Origin of the sequence: Acinetobacter sp. YH12116 (assembly GCF_013418895.1) — a bacterium.
Classification (GTDB): Bacteria; Pseudomonadota; Gammaproteobacteria; order Pseudomonadales; family Moraxellaceae; genus Acinetobacter; species Acinetobacter indicus.
This window is the reverse complement of record NZ_VPBE01000019.1, coordinates 25792-44249: the sequence shown is the minus strand read 5'-3', so window position 1 is coordinate 44249 and position 18458 is coordinate 25792. Positions and strand designations below refer to the sequence as shown.

14 protein-coding genes and 1 other RNA gene are annotated in these 18458 nt (G+C 42.3%); 9 read left to right on the top strand and 6 right to left on the bottom strand.

The annotated features are described in order from the left end of the window. Positions 1-75: 75 nt before the first annotated feature. Positions 76-852, bottom strand: a complete 777-nt coding sequence (locus FTU54_RS11355; RefSeq protein ID WP_005179275.1) for a dioxygenase — start codon at positions 850-852, stop codon at positions 76-78. A 112-nt stretch (positions 853-964) separates the two neighbouring features. Further along, positions 965-1447, bottom strand: coding sequence for a 23S rRNA (pseudouridine(1915)-N(3))-methyltransferase RlmH (gene rlmH, locus FTU54_RS11350; RefSeq protein ID WP_005179274.1), 483 nt, complete (start codon positions 1445-1447; stop codon positions 965-967). A 152-nt stretch (positions 1448-1599) separates the two neighbouring features. On the opposite strand from rlmH, the gene FTU54_RS11345 reads away from it, so the two are divergent. Continuing rightward, positions 1600-2562: a M28 family peptidase gene (locus FTU54_RS11345; protein ID WP_005179272.1), complete on the top strand. Its 963-nt coding sequence runs from the start codon at positions 1600-1602 to the stop codon at positions 2560-2562. A 236-nt stretch (positions 2563-2798) separates the two neighbouring features. Here the strand turns inward: FTU54_RS11345 and lon are convergent, their stop codons facing one another. Continuing rightward, positions 2799-5225 carry an endopeptidase La gene (gene lon / locus FTU54_RS11340; RefSeq protein WP_016659256.1) on the bottom strand — a complete coding sequence of 809 codons (2427 nt, stop codon included), beginning with the start codon at positions 5223-5225 and terminating at the stop codon, positions 2799-2801. A 126-nt stretch (positions 5226-5351) separates the two neighbouring features. Further along, on the bottom strand, positions 5352-5960 hold the full coding sequence (locus FTU54_RS11335) for a 5-formyltetrahydrofolate cyclo-ligase (RefSeq protein ID WP_160242950.1): 609 nt from the start codon (positions 5958-5960) through the stop codon (positions 5352-5354). A gap of 265 nt (positions 5961-6225) precedes the next feature. Here FTU54_RS11335 and FTU54_RS11330 point away from each other — a divergent pair, with 265 nt between their 5' ends. The 8 genes from FTU54_RS11330 to FTU54_RS11295 all read left to right on the top strand — a co-directional run bounded on the left by FTU54_RS11330 (position 6226) and on the right by FTU54_RS11295 (position 17679). Continuing rightward, positions 6226-7476 (top strand): YncE family protein, encoded by a 1251-nt coding sequence (locus FTU54_RS11330; RefSeq protein ID WP_180046523.1) that lies wholly within the window; start codon positions 6226-6228, stop codon positions 7474-7476. Positions 7477-7573: 97 nt separating this feature from the next. After that, on the top strand, positions 7574-8065 hold the full coding sequence (locus FTU54_RS11325; RefSeq protein ID WP_228278776.1) for a hypothetical protein: 492 nt from the start codon (positions 7574-7576) through the stop codon (positions 8063-8065). A gap of 529 nt (positions 8066-8594) precedes the next feature. Then, a complete protein-coding gene (lldP, locus tag FTU54_RS11320) occupies positions 8595-10265 on the top strand; it encodes an L-lactate permease (protein WP_171432161.1) in 1671 nt (556 codons plus the stop codon). A gap of 24 nt (positions 10266-10289) precedes the next feature. Next, positions 10290-11039 carry a transcriptional regulator LldR gene (gene lldR / locus FTU54_RS11315; protein ID WP_005179260.1) on the top strand — a complete coding sequence of 250 codons (750 nt, stop codon included), beginning with the start codon at positions 10290-10292 and terminating at the stop codon, positions 11037-11039. Then, positions 11036-12190, top strand: coding sequence for an FMN-dependent L-lactate dehydrogenase LldD (gene lldD / locus FTU54_RS11310; protein WP_104470019.1), 1155 nt, complete (start codon positions 11036-11038; stop codon positions 12188-12190). Before lldR ends, lldD begins: the two co-directional genes overlap by 4 nt. 95 nt (positions 12191-12285) lie before the next feature. Beyond that, the gene (gene dld, locus FTU54_RS11305) at positions 12286-14001 is read left to right on the top strand and encodes a D-lactate dehydrogenase (RefSeq protein WP_180074767.1); all 1716 of its coding nucleotides are present in this window, start codon (positions 12286-12288) and stop codon (positions 13999-14001) included. A gap of 49 nt (positions 14002-14050) precedes the next feature. After that, complete coding sequence (locus FTU54_RS11300) at positions 14051-14950, top strand: LysR family transcriptional regulator (RefSeq protein ID WP_180074766.1); 900 nt, start codon at positions 14051-14053, stop codon at positions 14948-14950. 1121 nt (positions 14951-16071) lie between these two features. Beyond that, positions 16072-17679, top strand: a complete 1608-nt coding sequence (locus tag FTU54_RS11295) for a sensor domain-containing diguanylate cyclase (RefSeq protein ID WP_180074765.1) — start codon at positions 16072-16074, stop codon at positions 17677-17679. A 209-nt stretch (positions 17680-17888) separates the two neighbouring features. Here the strand turns inward: FTU54_RS11295 and ssrS are convergent. Both ssrS and FTU54_RS11285 read right to left on the bottom strand, forming a co-directional pair. Continuing rightward, positions 17889-18072: non-coding RNA, 6S RNA (ssrS, locus tag FTU54_RS11290), on the bottom strand. A gap of 97 nt (positions 18073-18169) precedes the next feature. Beyond that, a complete protein-coding gene (locus FTU54_RS11285; RefSeq protein ID WP_104487367.1) occupies positions 18170-18457 on the bottom strand; it encodes a cell division protein ZapA in 288 nt (95 codons plus the stop codon). Position 18458 lies beyond the last annotated feature (1 nt).

The following is an 18458-nucleotide window of genomic DNA, read 5'->3' as shown; positions in this document are numbered from 1 at the left end:
TCCGGTTGCAAAATGTATCCATAAATAATTTTTTGTTAATAAATAAGAAAAAATTATGTTTGGTCGCGCTAGATTTTAGTCAAAGCGGTAAATATCCATACCCAGTGCGCCCATGGTAAAGCTGCTATGCACAATACTAAAACGATGCCCGGTGCCCATGCTAAAAAACAGGGGGGCCAGATGTTCGATGGTTGGATGGTTGCGATGCACATAAGGAATAGTCGGCCAGTCCAGTACCGCATCATAGTCCTGATGTGCCAGTTTGCTGACCACATAATTACGGAAGGTCGAAGCCCATTCCGGCACCACGCTGTGCTGGTTGTCCCAAGATAGCTCTCTTAAATTGTGGGTAATACTACCTGAACCAATCAGCAGAATTTGGCGTTCTCGTAACACCGCCAAGGTCTGGCCAATTTTGTACAGATCTGCAGCTTGCAGATGCATCGGCAACGACACTTCAATTACCGGAATGTCGGCTTCAGGATACATATGCAGCAAAGGCATCCATACCCCATGATCGCGCGGGCGGGTGCTGTTGGCATGCGCATTAAAACCGGCATTGGCCAGTAGCTGTAATACTTCTTCGGCCAGCTCAGGTTGTCCCGGTGCCGGATAGCGAATCTGGTACAGCTCTTCCGGGAAGCCGCGGAAATCATGCCAGGTTTCTGGACGAATACCGGTGTTGACTTCAAGACTGCGACTTTCCCAATGCGCCGACATCACCACAATCGCCTGCGGTTTGGGCAGGTTGGTGCTTAAACGGGCAAGCGCCGGCCCGACCTGTTCAGGGTTGAGCGCGAGCATAGGCGAACCATGCGATATAAATAAGCCGGGAAGGGTCTGTAAATTCATAATGAAAGCCTATGTCACGATTCTGATCCTATCATGTCAAAGCGACATGCTTTATTAAACCGGGTCGGGTTCAACAGAATGTTCTAAATACGAAACAATGGGTAGGGTTTTCTTAACCCGCCCGATGATAAGGATGATTATGGTTAATGCTCATGGCCCGGTACAGCTGTTCAATCAGCATCACTCGCACCAGTGGATGCGGAAGGGTCAGTTTGGATAAGGACCAGTGCCATGCTGCAGCTTTACGTACTGCTTCCGAATGACCATCCGGGCCGCCAATCGCCAAGGCAATATCATTGCCTTCCAGCATCCAGCCTTTCATGGTTTCAGCCAGTTTTTCGGTGCTGAATTCACGCCCACCCACTTCTAGTGCAATCAGGGTTTCATTGGCTTTCAGGGCATTTAAGATGCTGTCACCTTCAATCTGCCGGTATTTTAAAATATCGGCTTCTGAATCATTTTTGCCGCGTTTGGCCATCGGCAATTCAATAATCTGGGTTTGTACAAAAGGCTGTATACGTTTGAAATAATCTTCAAAACCAGTCAGTACCCAAGCCGGCATTTTTTGACCAATGGTCAGAATACGGATTTTCATAATAAAACAGGCAAGAAAACGAAAAGTAATTATAACCTTGAAAGCCGCTTGTGCAGGAGAAAAGACACAATTTGAAATTGTAATCTGTATGCTGCTGTTGCTTTAATGAGCCACAGGACAATAAAACCTGCTTTTGTATGGAACAATAATAAATGTGGTTATTTCAACAGATTAAAAACGGTTTAGGGATATTGGGTTGTACTTTGCTGCTGGGCTGGATGCAGCCGCTATCCGCCGCCATTTCATTATATGAACCGGCCGATCCACAAAACTTGAAAGTCTATTTGCAGCAGATTATCGGGCCGCCGGGCGTGTACCGTAATCATAAAAATATTGAAGAATTGAACCGGGTTTCGGCCTGGATTAAAGAGCAGATGCGTTTATTCGGCATTCCATGCCAGTACCAGACTTATCCGGTGAATGGAAAAAGTTATCGCAATGTGGTCTGTCATTTAAAGGTTGGCCGTTCAGATCGGGTGATTTTAGGTGCGCATTATGATGTGCATGGCAACCAGAAGGGCGCTGATGACAATGCTTCCGGTGTGGCCGGATTAATTGAAATAGCGCGTATTTTAAGCCAGGAAAAAACCAAGCTGCCGCATAATGTCGAGTTTGTTTTTTATACCCTGCAAGAAGCACCGTATTATCAGACCGAGTTTATGGGCAGTCAGGTACATGCCAAATCTATTTTGGCCGAAAAAGAGCATATTCAGGCAGTCTATGTGCTGGAAATGATTGGCTACTATGATTCGCGTTTAATCCAGCAGTATCCGATGGGGTTAAAATGGATTTATCCAAGTCATGGCAATTATATTGCCGCGATCAGTAATTTTCAGTCCAATGCGCTGGGTGAGCAATACTGTCAACAGATGCGCCTGTTAGATAAATTGCAGTGTGAACGGCTGGTGATGCCGGCGTTTGTCAGTGCAGCCGGTTTCTCGGATCATCGCAGTTATTGGCAGCATGATATTCCGGCGCTACTGATTACCGATACTTCGCATTATCGTAATCCGAATTATCATACCGAAAAGGATACGCTGGATACTTTAAATGTCACCAAAATGGGCCAGGTGATTGATGGGCTGATTCATCAACTGCTCGGGGCAACGCCATAAGCGGCCATAAAAAACGCAGCCCTGAAATAGAGTAGGACTGCGGTCAAACAGGCCATTCATCTGGAGTTTGAATGGCCATACGATGAGCAGGAATAAAAAAAGAAACTTACAGCAATATGCTCTGTATTATTATAGATGGAGATGAACGGAAATTTTTCAAGTGGAACATTTCATCACCCGAAAACAACAAAAGAGAGCCGAAGCTCTCTTTTGTGGAGAAGATATGAAGGCACCACTTAGTGACGTGCAGCCTTACCTTCTTCTACCGGTTTTACAATCGGCGCTTTCACCAGTGGTTTTGGCATTGAGGTTAATGCCAGCGGTAAAATCTCATCAATGGATTTCACTGCTTTAATTTCCAGACCGTCTTTGACGTTATCCGGAATTTCCGCCAGGTCACGGACGTTTTCCTGTGGAATAAACACCAGTTTAATACCACCACGGTGTGCGGCTAACAGTTTCTCTTTCAAGCCACCAATGCGCATAGCACGACCACGCAAGCTGGTTTCACCGGTCATGGCAATATCCGGACGGATTGGAATACCGGTAAAGGCCGACACCAGCGCGGTAGTCAGCGCCAGACCTGCCGATGGACCATCTTTTGGTGTTGCACCTTCAGGTAAATGCACGTGTACATCAGTTTCAGCAAAGACTGAAGATTCAATGCCCAAAGAGTCGGCACGGGTACGCACTACTGTCATGGCTGCTTTAATCGACTCCTGCATGACATCACCGAGTGAACCGGTGGTAATGAAAGTACCTTTGCCTTTCATGGTCGCCACTTCAATGGTCAGTAATTCACCGCCCACAGAGGTCCAGGCCAAGCCATTCACGCGACCCACTTCTGCTTCTTCTTCCGCCATGCCGAAGTCGAATTTGTGTGGACCCAAGTAGTCTGGCAAGTTGCCCGCATTCACCTCAACCTGCAGGTTTTTGGCTTTTTTGCTGACTGCTTCTTTGACCACTTTACGTGCAATTTTGGACACTTCACGTTCCAGGCTACGTACACCGGCTTCACGGGTATAACGACGTACGATGTCACGAATTGCTTCTTCATGTACGGTCAGTTCTTTGCCACGTAAACCGTTATTCTTGATGGCTTTTGGCACCAGATAGCGATCGGCGATATTCACTTTTTCTTCTTCGGTATAACCCGGAAGACGAATCACTTCCATACGGTCCAGAAGCGCTTCAGGAATATTCATGCTGTTGGCAGTACAGATAAACATCACTTCAGACAGGTCCAGGTCCAGATCTAAATAGTGATCATTGAACTTGTTGTTCTGTGATGGATCGAGTACTTCCAGCATCGCCGAGGCAGGATCGCCACGGTAATCTTGTGCCATCTTGTCAATTTCGTCGAGCAGGAACAGCGGGTTCTTGACGCCAACCTTGGTTAAAGACTGCACAATTTTACCTGGCATCGCGCCAATATAGGTACGACGGTGACCACGGATTTCCGCTTCATCACGTACGCCGCCCAGCGCCATACGTACAAATTCACGGCCAGTGGCTTTAGCAATTGATTCACCCAAAGAGGTTTTACCAACACCCGGAGGACCTACCAGACACAGAATCGGGCCACGCAGTTTTTTCACGCGTGATTGAACCGCCAGATATTCCACAATGCGTTCTTTGACTTCGTCCAGACCATAGTGATCGGCATCCAGAATTTCCTGCGCTTTATTCAGGTTGATGCTGACTTTGCTGGCCTTGTTCCACGGCGTATCCAGAATTACTTCAAGATAGTTACGGACCACCGCCGCTTCACTTGATGCCGGTTGCATGGCTTTTAACTTGCGCAGTTCAGATTCGGCTTTTTTACGCACGTGTTCCGGTAAATCGGCTTCGGCCAAACGTTTTTCAATTTCCGCAACGTCATCTTCCGCACCGCCATTCATATCGGAAAGTTCGCGCTGAATGACTTTCATTTTTTCATTTAGGAAGTATTCGCGCTGGTTTTTTTCCATCTGGCGTTTGACAGAATCATGCAGGGTTTGCTCAATCTGCTGTTCTTCAGACTGTTGCAGCAAATAGGTCATGAGTTCCTGTAAATGTGCTTCAAACTCGTCGTGTTCCAGGAATTTCTGTTTCACTTCGATATTCAGTGGAACGCGGGTCGCCACAAAAAACAGCAATTGCAGCAGGTCATCAATTTTGTTGACCGCAGCAATCAGTTCACGCGCATTCCGTAATTTTGCTTCGGCATATTGTGCAAACAGGGCACGCAATTCGAGCACACGTGTGGCCTGAACCTCACTGTCTACCGCAACTGTCATTGGGCTTAACTGATGTTCTGCTTTTAGATGGTCCTCTTCTTCGATAATTTCGACCAGCTTCGAGCGATGTAGACCTTCAATCAGGACTTTGATGCAGTTCTCATCATTTTCGTGATTCACAACTTGCACAATCTTCGCGACAGTACCGTATTGATATAAATTGTCGTGATCAATTTCTTCTGTAAGCGAATCTTTTTGCGCAACTACAAATACTAGATTGTCACTGTTACGAGCCACATCAACTGCATTGATCGATTTTTCACGACCTACAAATAGCGCAATTTGCATGTGCGGATAAACCACCACGTCACGTAGCGCTAAAAGCGGTAATACACTTGGAACCTGAGGCTCTAAGGTTTGTTCATTCATAATAATTTCAGACATGGGCACTCCTAATGAGTGACAACGGTGTTGCCATGTTTTTTATAGTGATGGGTAATTTAAAAATTACAAGGGCCGAAGTCTATAAATTGTTGGAAATTTAGCTAAGTTGATGATTTTAATTTATTGTTAATGATTATAAATCGCAAACTTGCGCTGAAAAGAATACTGGAAATGTGGACTGATCAGGGCATCTAGCGGCTGATCCCAGGCCTCACGCGCCAAAGGAATATCCACAATCTGGAAATCATGACACAGGCCGACCCGCAGCGGTGTGGTCGGGGCGCTGGCCAGCGTTTTATCATAATAGCCGCCGCCCATTCCAATCCGGGTTCCGCGTCGGTCACAGGCCAGTAAAGGCATCAAGAGCAGATCAAGTTCGGAGACATGCCGGCCACGACTGGCCATCGGTTCCTGCATACCCAAACGATGGTGAGCAAAGCGTTTATTACGATATTGACCTTGCTGAATACGCACCCAGACCAGCCGGTCATTCATATTACAGATCATTGGTAAATACACCTGTTTACCTTGGGCAAAACAGAGTTCAATGATTTTAGTGGTATGAATTTCACCAAAGGCGTGCAAATACACGCCAATTTTCTGAGCCTGCCGATACGCTGGCCATGCACGTAACCGCTGCAATACCTGCTGTTCAGCCTGACGCTGCTGAAAGCGGTTTAACTGGCGGCGTTGTTTGCGCAGCTGTTTACGGAGCTGGATCAGGTCGTGGGTCACAGAGCGGAGCATAAAAACAAGTGGTGCCCGCAGTTTAATCCTTTCTGCACAACTTGCAAAGGGAGCAGGACCGTTACAGATTTTCACTAATAAGATGTATTGCAAAAACCGGAGCTTATTGATGCTCGATCTGCAAGATCAAATGGGCTTCCGTCGGATTTTACAGCAAGCGGATAGATTTCTAGGGCCTGTGCTGATGCAGTGTTGATACGTGAGTATGACAAGAACAAATTAAAAATGAACACATGGTTAGGAAAACAATAACATGGACTATAAAAATACCCTGCGTAAATATCTGCTGCCGGCCGTTTGTGCTGTCACGGCACTCAGCGCTAGCGTTGCTCAGGCAGCCTCTACAGAAATGCCTGCACCGGCCAATTCCAAACAGGTTTTCTTTGTGGGCAATAACTGGGATGGAACGGTCACAGTGATTCGTCCTTCCGGTGATTTTGGCAAGATTGGGGTGGTGAATATGATTCCGGACCGCAAACAGCGGCTGCTGGAAATTCATTTAAATCCAATCAAGCTAATTGCCTATACCTACATTCAACAAACTGCAGGTGAGGGCAATGACCAGTTGGTGGATGATATGTATTCCACCCCAGATGGACAATCCATTGTAGCTTCACGTCCAAGTTTTGCCGATGTGGTATCCATCAACATTAAAACGGGCAAAATTAATTGGCGTACGCCAGTCGAAGGTTTCCGTGCAGACCACATGGCGGTTTCACCAGATGGGCAGCGTGTTGCTGTGTCGGCATCTTCAGGTAATGTGGTGCATGTCTTAGATATTCATACAGGTAAAGAATTGGGGCGTTTTGCAACAGGGGATAAACCGCACGAAAATATTTACTTTGCAGGTGGAACGAAAATCTTAAACTCTGCGATTGGTAACGTAGAAACCTCAATGGATGCACAGTGGCAAGACTTCACCAAAGGTAAGCGCTTTATTACCATTGCCGATGCCAACAATTATAAAGTTCTGAAAAAAATTGATTTCCGACCTGCTTTAGATGCCTTTGGACGTAAAGATTTATCCAATTCAGTACGTCCTATGGTGTTAAGTAAAGATGAAAGCAAACTTTATGCACAGGTTTCATTTTTTAATGGTTTGGTGGAATATGACTTAAAAACCGATAAAGTCACCCGTATTGGACAATTACCGGGCAGCAGTACAATTCCAAAAGACCGCAGCAAATGGGTAAATGATTCACGTCATCATGGTTTATCCATTAGTGCCGATGGCGAAAAACTCTGTGTGGCAGGTACGATGGATGATTACGCGACCATTGTAGACCGTCAGAGTTTAAAAGCTGGCAAACTGATTCCTGCAGGTAAACCATATTGGGCAACCCGTAGTCCAGATGGAAAAAGCTGTGTGATTTCAGAAAGTGAAACCGATGTGGTCACGGTGATTGACTTCGCTACAGGAGAAAAAGTCCGCAGTGTGCCAGTAGGGAATCACCCACAGCGAGTACGTTTGGGTTATGCACCAAGCGATTGGTCGACGCCGTAATTTTTAAGCCGATCATAACAGGCAAAACATACTAAAGCGCTCAAGACGATATTTGAATTGAGCGCATTTTAGAATGGTTTACCTATGGAGCGTGCACATGAAAGGGACTCGATGGCTCGGTATTGGCTTTTTTGTTTTGGCTGTCGCGGTGTTGTTTACCGTGGTGTATATGTTTCAACCGCCGAATAAGACTGTTTCGGAAACAGTATGGGTGAAACCGAACGCAGCTTCCACAGAGATAGAAACAACGCAAAGTCTATTTTCAGATGAATCTGAAAATGTAATTGAAACAAACGCTATGTTAGAGCGTGCTGCGGTATCTGCAGTTGAAATGCAGCAATTAATCCAGCAACGTGATCAGTTGTATTTAGGCTTTGAGCAAATTAGTACAGGGTTAAGCCAAGGGCAAAAACCTGATTTAAACCGTGTACAAAGTATGTTGCTACAGCAGGAACAATTGGTACAAGCAGGCGTATTAAGAGCAGAAGATGCAATGAACTATAGCCAGTTCTTAAAGCAAATTTTACCTGAAATTGCAGGGCAAATTGATTTGCATATTTCGCGTTTAAAACGTCTAAACGTGGGGTGACAGGCTAAGCCCACAGATAAGCTTATGATCTGCTGTTATAAATACACGATAATGCCATTGTTGCAGTCAACAATGGCGTTATTTTTTTGTCTAAAATATTCTTTAACCAACATGTTTTCTAAACCGAATAGCGGCCACTTGAGCTGAATTTATCTACGATTCATTTTATCAAGCGTTCAATTCATCTTAGAAGAAAGCACACTGATTCCATTGTATTGGACTAAAGTTGTATAAAGCTGTGCGAAATAAATTTGGTTTTTCCCTCCTTTTAAAAACTACAGAAAAAACAAAGTTTAAATTTTTCTTCACCGCATTTTTTATGCTGCAAACATAGATCATCTTAATTTAAATTGGTATGACCATTTAAATAAATAATCAGACCAATATTGACATTTATTTGTATAAAACTATTATTTGTTGCAAATATTGAGGGTATTTTGATTTTCATTTCAATATTGGTCAGACCAAAATTAGAATTTTACCTCTACGCTTAGACCTATGTTTACGTTTGAGTGAGCATTTCAAGGAGATGACAATGCTTCAACATTGGCAACAGATCTATGATCCAATGGCAAATATTTGGATTTCGAGTCTTATTGCATCAATCCCGATTATTTTTTTCTTTTTGGCACTAGCTGTATTTCGCTTAAAGGGAAGTGTTGCGGGAACAATTACGGTGATTTTGGCGTTATTAGTGTCTTTATTTGCCTATGGCATGCCTGCACCAATGGCTTTTGCTTCATTGATCTATGGATTTTTCTACGGTTTGTGGCCAATCGCATGGATTATTATTGGCGCATTATTTTTATATAAAATCTCTGTAAAAACAGGGCAATTTAACATTATTCGCTCATCTATTCTTTCGATTACAGAAGATCAGCGTCTTCAGATGCTATTAGTCGGCTTCGCGTTTGGGACATTTTTAGAAGGTGCAGCGGGCTTTGGGGCGCCAGTGGCAATTACTGCAGCTTTGTTGGTAGGTTTGGGTTTTAAACCTTTATACGCTGCGGGTTTATGTCTGATTGTGAACACCGCACCGGTTGCGTTTGGCGCAATGGGGATTCCAATTATTGTGGCGGGTCAGGTTTCAGGCGTAGAAACCATGGAAATTAGCCAGATGGTTGGGCGTCAGTTGCCATTTATGGTGCCTATTGTGCTGTTCTGGATCATGGCAATTATGGATGGCTGGCGCGGTGTGAAAGAAACTTGGCCTGCGGTATTGGTGGGTGGTGGTGCTTTTGCAATTGCACAATACTTGACCTCTAACTTTGTTGGACCAGAGTTGCCAGATATTACCGCTGCAATTGCATCGTTGGTGAGCTTAACAGTACTGTTTAAATTCTGGCAGCCAAAACACATTTTCCGTTTTAGCGATGCAGACACAAAAGTAGATGCCAACTTGGTTGCAGAACAGCAGCAGAAATACAGCATCGGTCAGATTGTGAAAGCATGGTCACCCTTTGCAATTTTAACGGTGATAGTTACGATTTGGAGCATCAAACCGTTCAAAGATTTATTTGCTAAAGATGGTGCAATGCATGATTGGGTCATTTCCATCAAGGTGCCATTTTTACATCAACTGGTACAAAAAATGCCGCCTGTGGTGGCAGACGTCAAAGACTACGATGCCATCTTCAAGTTTGACTGGCTGAGTGCCACGGGTACTGCAATTATGATTGCGGCTTTCATCACCATCATTTATTTAAAAATGAAACCACGTGAAGCGGTGAAAACCTTTGCAGAAACCATCAATGAATTAAAAACACCGATTTATTCCATTGGTATGGTGCTGGCTTTTGCTTTTATTGCCAATTATTCAGGTATGTCTGCCACCTTGGCATTGGCTTTGGCTCATACAGGTAATGCCTTTACTTTCTTCTCGCCATTTTTAGGCTGGATTGGGGTATTCCTGACTGGTTCAGACACATCAGCCAATGCGTTATTCGCAGCCTTGCAAGCCACAACTGCACAGCAAATTGGTGTGCCAGAAGTATTACTTGTTGCCGCCAATACCAGTGGTGGTGTTACAGGAAAAATGATTTCGCCGCAATCGATTGCAATTGCCTGTGCCGCAGTCGGTTTAGTCGGTAAAGAATCGGATTTATTCCGCTTTACCGTGAAACACAGTATCACGTTCACCGTAATGATCGGTATTATTATCACTCTACAAGCTTATGTGTTCCCATGGATGATTCCATAACCACATGCACAAGAGGATAGCCGCATGAAAGTTTCCGACAAAGTTGTTCAAGACCTGCGCACACTGGTTGAAAAAAATCAAATGCAAGTCGGAGACCGATTGCCTGCCGAAAGAAAGTTGTGTGAACAACTCGGGGTTTCCCGTTCCTCTTTGCGTGAGGCTATTCAGCAATTGACCAGTCAGGGCATGCTGGTCAGCAAAGTTGGAGCGGGTACTTTTTTGCAACAGCTGCCAACCAATTGGTCGCAATATCAAATTGTGCAGCCTTTAAGTAACCTGATTGATGAAGATCCTGCTTATCGTTTTGATGTGCAGGAAGCACGAATGGTGCTTGAAGGTGGTACGGCATGGTATGCCGCACAGCGGGCAACTGCTGAGGATTTGAAAAAAATCCGTGCCTGTTATGAGCAAATCGCCCATTTTCAAATTTTGGGTGATGATGATCAGGCGGCAATTGCCGATGCCAAGTTTCATTTGGCAATTGCCGAGGCATCGCACAATTTGGTGCTTATTCAAATGATGCGCGGCTTATTTGATTTGTTGCAATACAACGTGGTTTTGGGCCGACGTAAAGTTTATACCGAAGCCCACCGTTTCGATCAGTTGCATGATCAGCATTTTCAAGTGATGGATGCAATTGAACGTCAGGATCCAGAAGCTGCCCGTGCGGCAGTGTGTGGACATATTGAATTTGTAGTTCAACAAGTACGCATGATAGACGAGGAAGATGCGCGTCGTCAGCGTGCGAGTCGATTAAACAGGATAGCGCCATGATTATTTCTTCTGCGAATGATTACCGCGAAGCAGCTAAACGCCGTTTACCGCCATTTTTATTTCACTATATAGATGGAGGTGCGTATGCGGAACAAACGCTAAAAAGAAATGTAGAAGACCTTTCACAAATTGCCTTGCGCCAACGTGTATTAAATGACATGTCGGCTTTAAGTTTAGAAACCACGTTGTTTAATGAAACTTTGTCGATGCCTGTGGCTTTGGCGCCAGTCGGTTTAACAGGCATGTATGCGCGCCGTGGTGAAGTACAGGCTGCGGTAGCAGCAGACAAAAAGGGTATTCCGTTTACATTATCTACAGTGTCGGTGTGTCCAATTGAAGAAGTGGTACCTGCCATTTCTCGCCCAATGTGGTTTCAGCTCTATGTGTTACGTGACCGTGGCTTTATGCGCAATGCTTTGGAACGTGCCAAAGCAGCTGGCTGTTCAACATTGGTTTTTACAGTAGATATGCCTGTGCCTGGTGCACGTTATCGTGATGCACATTCAGGCATGAGTGGGCCAAATGCGGCCATGCGCCGTTATATGCAAGCAGTGATGCATCCAAACTGGGCGTGGGATGTGGGTTTACTAGGTCGTCCGCATGATTTGGGCAATATCTCCAAATACTTGGGCAAGCCGACTGGACTGGAAGATTATATTGGTTGGTTGGGCAATAACTTTGATCCATCCATTTCATGGAAAGACCTAGAGTGGATTCGTGAATTTTGGGATGGCCCGATGGTGATTAAAGGCATTTTAGACCCTGAAGATGCCAAAGATGCAGTCCGCTTTGGTGCCGATGGTATTGTGGTATCGAATCACGGTGGGCGTCAGTTAGATGGTGTGTTATCTACTGCACGTGCCTTGCCACCCATTGCCGATGCTGTCAAAGGCGATTTAAAAATTCTGGTGGATTCAGGCATTCGTAACGGTTTAGATGTAGTACGTATGCTGGCCATGGGTGCCGATACTTGTATGCTCGGTCGAGCCTTTATTTATGCATTGGGTGCAGCAGGCGGTGCAGGAGTGAGTAATTTACTTGAACTGATGGATAAAGAAATGCGGGTGGCAATGACCTTAACAGGTGCCAAGAATATTCAGGCCATTACTTCAGATTGTCTGGTGCGACTTGAGCGTGAGCTGAAAGACTAATTTGCAAACATGGGCGATGAATCCATAACTTTAAAAGTTTGGCTTGATTGCTCAATTGTATTTTCTTCACCATTGGAATTCAGGACATGCACACCATGCCACAGACAAATTCATCAATAGCACAATTTGATGCAGCAGCGACACTCAAAAATTTGGTCGATATTGTGGGGAAAGCGCATGTATTGACCCATGAGTCGGATACCCGCTTATATCGTCAAGGGCGACGTTTTGGTGAGGGGCAGGTTTTTGCTGTAGTCACGCCAGGTTCGCTGTTGCAACAGTGGCAAGTTTTGCAAGTGGCAGTGGCGGCAGACTGTATCATTATTATGCAGGCCGCCAATACAGGACTGACTGGTGGTTCGACCCCTTTTGGTGATGATTATGACCGTCCTGTTATTCTGATTAATACTCAGCGTTTAAAAGGCATTCAGCTGATTAATAATGCCAAGCAAGTGATTTGTTTACCCGGCGCTACGTTGGATGCATTGGAACAGCAATTGGCACCACATCAACGTGAGCCACATTCAGTGATTGGTTCATCTTGTATTGGCGCTTCAGTTTTGGGTGGAATATGCAACAATTCAGGTGGTGCTTTGGTTAGACGAGGTCCTGCCTATACCGAGTTGGCCTTATATGCACAAGTCAATGAACTGGGCGAGTTGCAACTCATCAATCATTTGGGGGTAAATTTAGGAAGCTCGCCAGAAGAAATTTTAACCAAACTTGAGCAACAACAATATCGTCCTGAAGATATTGAATATTCGGAACATTGCTGTGCTTCAGATCAGCGTTATGTGCATGATGTTGCACAAGTTGATGCCGATACCCCTGCACGTTTTAATGCTGATCCAAGCCGTTTGTTTGAAGCATCGGGTTCTGCAGGAAAAGTTTGTGTATTTGCCGTGCGCTTGGATACTTTTGAAAAAATCCCGAGTCAGGTGTTTTATATTGGCACCAATCAACAGGATGATTTAACCGCCATCCGCCGTTTTTTATTGCGTGATTTACCCCGTGTTCCAATTGCAGGCGAGTATATCCACCGTGTTGCCTATGACATTGGCGCAGAATATGGCAAAGACAGTTTCTTGTTTATTGAGAAATTTGGCACCAGTAAAGTACCTGCCGCTTTTGCCATGAAAGATAAAGTCGATGGTGTGCTGAGCCGTTGGGGCATGCGCGGGCTGTCCGATAAAGTTTTGCAAATGTTCACGAAGCTGTTGCCTAATCATTTACCTGAACGGATGAATCAATTTCGTGATTTGTACGAGCATCATTTAATTTTACGTATTGAGCAGCAAGATGTTGCAGCAGTACAGAAATTTTTACTGGATTACTTTATTACACGCAGTTCAGGCAGTTTCTTTCTGTGTAATGAGGATGAAGGACGTAAAGCCTTTTTGCATCGTTTTGCTGTGGCGGGTGCAGCAATTCGTTACCGAGATACGCATCGAGATGAAGTTGAAGATATTGTTGCCTTAGACATTGCTCTAAGACGTAATGATTCGCAATGGGTTGAAAATTTACCCGAAGAATTGGAGCGGGCGATTATACATAAGTTGTATTACGGACATTTTTTGTGTCATGTCTTTCATCAGGACTATATCATTCAAAAAGGGGTAGACCCGTTGGCCATGGAACATCAAATGTGGTCATTGCTTGATGCTCGTGGCGCAGAGTATCCTGCTGAACATAATGTTGGACATTTATATGTGGCGAAACCTGCATTAAAGCAGCATTATCAAAAGTTAGATCCAACCAATAGTTTTAATGTGGGTATTGGACATAGCTCTAAATTAAAATCTTGGCGCTAATTGAGGATGAAAACTGAGCAGTGAAAACCGATTCTAAGGAAAGATTAATATGTTTAAGTTAGACAGCAAACTGCTACAGATTTTTTATTATGTATATAAATTAAAAAATGTATCAGCTGCAGCAGATGCTCTAGGTATGAGCCAACCTGCGGTAAGTAACTGCTTAAATAAAATTCGTCAGCATTTTAATGATCCCTTATTTTTGAGGGTGGGCAATGAAATGCTGCCTACAGAATTGGCAAAACAGATTTTTTCTCCAATTAGTGAAATTATTAATAAAATAGAAACGGTCAATAATTTTAAGGTAGATTTTGATCCGACACATTCAGATCAATTATTTACTTTAGCGATGACCGATGTTTCGCATTTGGTTCTATTGCCAAAGCTGACAAAGTTTTTAAAAGAATATGCGCCTTCGGTACGGATTAAAATTCGTCCTATTACCCGTGAAACCAGTTATCAAATGGCAAATGGTGAAATTGATTTTGCGATTGGATTTTTACCTGAATTAGAACAGGGTTTTTATCAGCAGCAATTATTTTTACAATATTATGTGGTGATTAGTCGTAAAGATCATCCACGTATTAGTGAAAAAAGTTTAGATGTTGAAGCTTATATTCGTGAATCGCATGTCGATGTGGATACCAGTATAGGTCACTACCATATTGAAAATGAACTAAGCAATCGCGGTTTAAGACGCAATATTTTAATGAGTATTCCAAGTTATTTGGGCGTTGGGTTAATTGTGCAAGAAACCGATATGATTGCGACAGTACCTTATTATTTAAGTGAGGTATTGTTGGCACGTGGGAATTTACAAGTAGTAAGTGCGCCGTTGAATTTTCCAACTTATCCTGTACGACAGTATTGGCATACGTCTTGTCATCACCAAACCTGTCATCAGTGGTTAAGAAAAGTGATTTTTGATTTGTTTAGCCAGCATCCTTAATTAATTGTGTTTAAATTTTTTTAAAGTTGTTTTTAAATCATCATTCACTAATTCCCCCATCTTTAAATGAAAATACTAGGTTAATCGGATGAGTGATTTTTATTTATGATGCAATAAAATTGAATTTCTGACCACGATTTAGATTGCAGCTATACATTTTCATTTTTCCATATAAATGTCTCAACATTCGCCTGTATCAGCACTACGAATAAACTGACTATCGAGATACCATTTTGGTTAGTCTGCCAAGTTATAAGCAATAACTTCAGCATCATCATGTTTCTGTTTCCTGCCATATTTAGGCACTTGCTTTGTACGGTAATGTTTTGATCAGGATGGAAAATAAAATTCGGATGAGTAGCATCATGACAATGCGAAGTCTGAAAGCTAAGTTGATTTCTATAACTAAAATCGACGCAGATACCATTTTAGGTTTTAATTTTGAATTTTTTGTTACTATGTTTTAGTAGGATAAGACCAAGATATTGGCACATAAAGGTTTGTTGAGCAACGCGTTCTACAGGTGTGCTGAGTAGAGTTTGAGGTTGAGTTATGATCATGGGAATCTGCCCTGATGCTAATGCGTCCACAACAAGAAAGACTAATAAAAAATGAGCAACCGCTTAAATTAAAATAGTGATTAAATAGACCTCTTGCGAAAGTATAGTTTTATCTAATTTTTGAATTGGCTAAAACCTTATAAAATATAGCTTTTTACTGCTTAAAATTTGACTAACGCAAGAAGTCTAATATATGAAAAAAACCTATTTATTAAGTGGTTATATAAATTTTAAGCATGAAAAGATATTTATTTTTTGTAATTTTAGGAGTAATTGACCCTAAAAATTTATCGAATAGACACGGTTTTTAGCAAAAAAATAAGTACGAAAAAACTCAAGTTGTCATTATTTGTTATTAATCGGTGCATTCTGAGGAAGTGTATGCTAGAAATTGTATTTAGAGGATATATTTCTGATTTAGGTGGTAGTCAGCAACAAACGAACTATCTAATTTATGCAATTGAACATCAAAAATAGACAACTAAAATTCAACTGTATTGCTTTCAAATATGTGATTGAGTTGTAAAATTATGTGTTAAAATTACAATTTGTCGCAGTTTTTTGAATTTTTTGGGGTGGGAACTGTTGAAACATTTTTTACTACGACTCGGATTGGATCTGCGTAAACTTATTTTAATTTCTACAATTTTAAGTGTATCAGGCTTATTTGTCGTAAGTGTTTTTATTTTAAATTATGTAATTAAGCAACAATTAATTCAAAACTCACTTTCTGTGAACGAAAGATATGCAGAGAAAATTGCCACCAGTACTAATCAGCATTTTGCTGATATGTTAAAAGAATTAGAATATAGCGCTAAAGTATTAGAGAAAAATTTTTATAATATAGATTTAAGAAAATCAGAAGTAGAGCGTTTAAAGAATCAGTCTGATAACTTTAATAGTGTTTTACTTGTGGGGGAAAATAAGCATGTTTTTGCATTTTCACCCAGTAGTTTGAATTTTAATTTTGGTCAAGCTTATAATTCATTGGGTATAGTAGAGTCAACTGAAAAAAAGAAAACTTATATTTCTACACCCTACTGGTCTGTAAAAAACAATCTTTTGGTCATGATGTCTCAGCCTATTTATAATGGCAAAGATAATTATTTAGGGATGATCAGTGGTTCGATTTATTTACAACGGAAAAATTTATTAAATACAATGCTTAATACGCAATATGACTATAAAAAAAGTTATATGTATGTGATTGATCAATATAACCGTATTATTTTCCATCCAGATAAAAATCGCATCGGTGAAAAAATTATCAACAATACGGGTTTAGACTTTATTAATCAGCATAAAAATGGCTCAATCCGTTTAAAAAATAGTTTAGGTATAGATAATTTGGCAGGTTTTGCACATATTCCAAGTGTAAATTGGATAGTGGTTTCTCAACAACCGACAGAGGATTTACTTGCACAAGCGAATACGCTGATTTTAAAAGTATCGATTGGAATCTTCATTTTCTACTTTTTTATTTTTTTATTGATTTGGTATATCTCAAGCTTTATTTCTTCACCTTTGAACCGCTTAGCTCGTATGGCAAGTATGCTTAATCATGCGGACATTGAAAATAAAATTAAAGAAGTTGATCCATGGTATTTCGAGGTTTTAAAGTTTAGAACCTCATTATTAATGAGTTCGGAAACCTTTAGTCATCGGATTGCGGAGTTAAAACATCATGTCAATACGGACCCATTGACAGGTTTATACAACCGTCGTGGTATGCAATTATTTTTAAATGAACTGCTAGAGACTCGTACCGAATTTGCAGTATTAGCCATTGATATTGATTTTTTTAAGAAAATTAATGATCAGTACGGGCATGATCAGGGTGATGTGGTACTTAAAACGCTCGCGCAACTAATGCTAACTAATTTTAGGGAACAGGATATTTGCTGTCGTAGTGGCGGTGAAGAATTTCTGGTTTTAATGACGACTGCAGATGCAAGTGTGGCGTATAAAGCTGCAGAGCGGCTTAGAAAAACCATGCAGGAAACTACGATTAACCAGATGGGACAAATCACGATTTCTATTGGCATCGCGTTCTGGCCAAAAGATGCCGTCGATGTGGCTGCAGTACTAAAAATTGCAGATAATAAACTTTATGAAGCAAAACATAGTGGGCGGAATTGCATCCGTTCTACAGTCAAGTCGTCTGCTTAAAAATTTTGCTGAACTGCAATCTTGTGAAGATGTTAATCAAATCGATCTTACTGATTTAATTCGGGATGGCGTTCTTTTAAGATGGGTTGTATCTACAAGAGGGCTTAACGGTTAGTTGGAAGCTTTAAAAGATTAGAGCGAGAGAATCATTACTTATAAAAAGGAGGAAATATAGAAATTCTGAGGACTGAATAGAGGATAAATCAGCTAAACCCTCCGACGGTGCCGCTGCATGTGTCGTTACCCTGAACCCGATGAGTTCAAGGTGGACGCGACGTATACTTGCTGGGCTTCCCACTCAGGGTGAGCATGCACTCTAAATATACAGAACGCAATCCATAAGTTTAAGTATCGGCAGGGGAATAGACCTGCTGGCGAACACCTCAGAGTTAGACTCAGTATAAAGGATTCAGCTTTAGACGCAAACCTATCGGCCTACAGAACTGTAAATTTAAGTGTCATTTGCACAGGCTTTATGCAAGTCAAAGCCTTATTCGGTCAGTGTTTCGACTTCTTCCAGAATTGTGGCCAGCAAGCGTTCACAATGGACATATTCCTGCAGGGACTTGTTCATTGACAGCACTTCCTGCATCAGCTCTAAGGCCACCATAATAATCAGCTTGCTTGGTTCCATGCGTGGTGCTTTACGACGGAATTCATCATATTTTTCATTCAGTAATTCTGCTGCACGTTCCAGATCCGCCCGTTTTTCAAGAGTCGTGGCCAGCTTGAAACTGTGTCCTAAAACACGTAAATCTACAGGAATTTGTTCACTCATG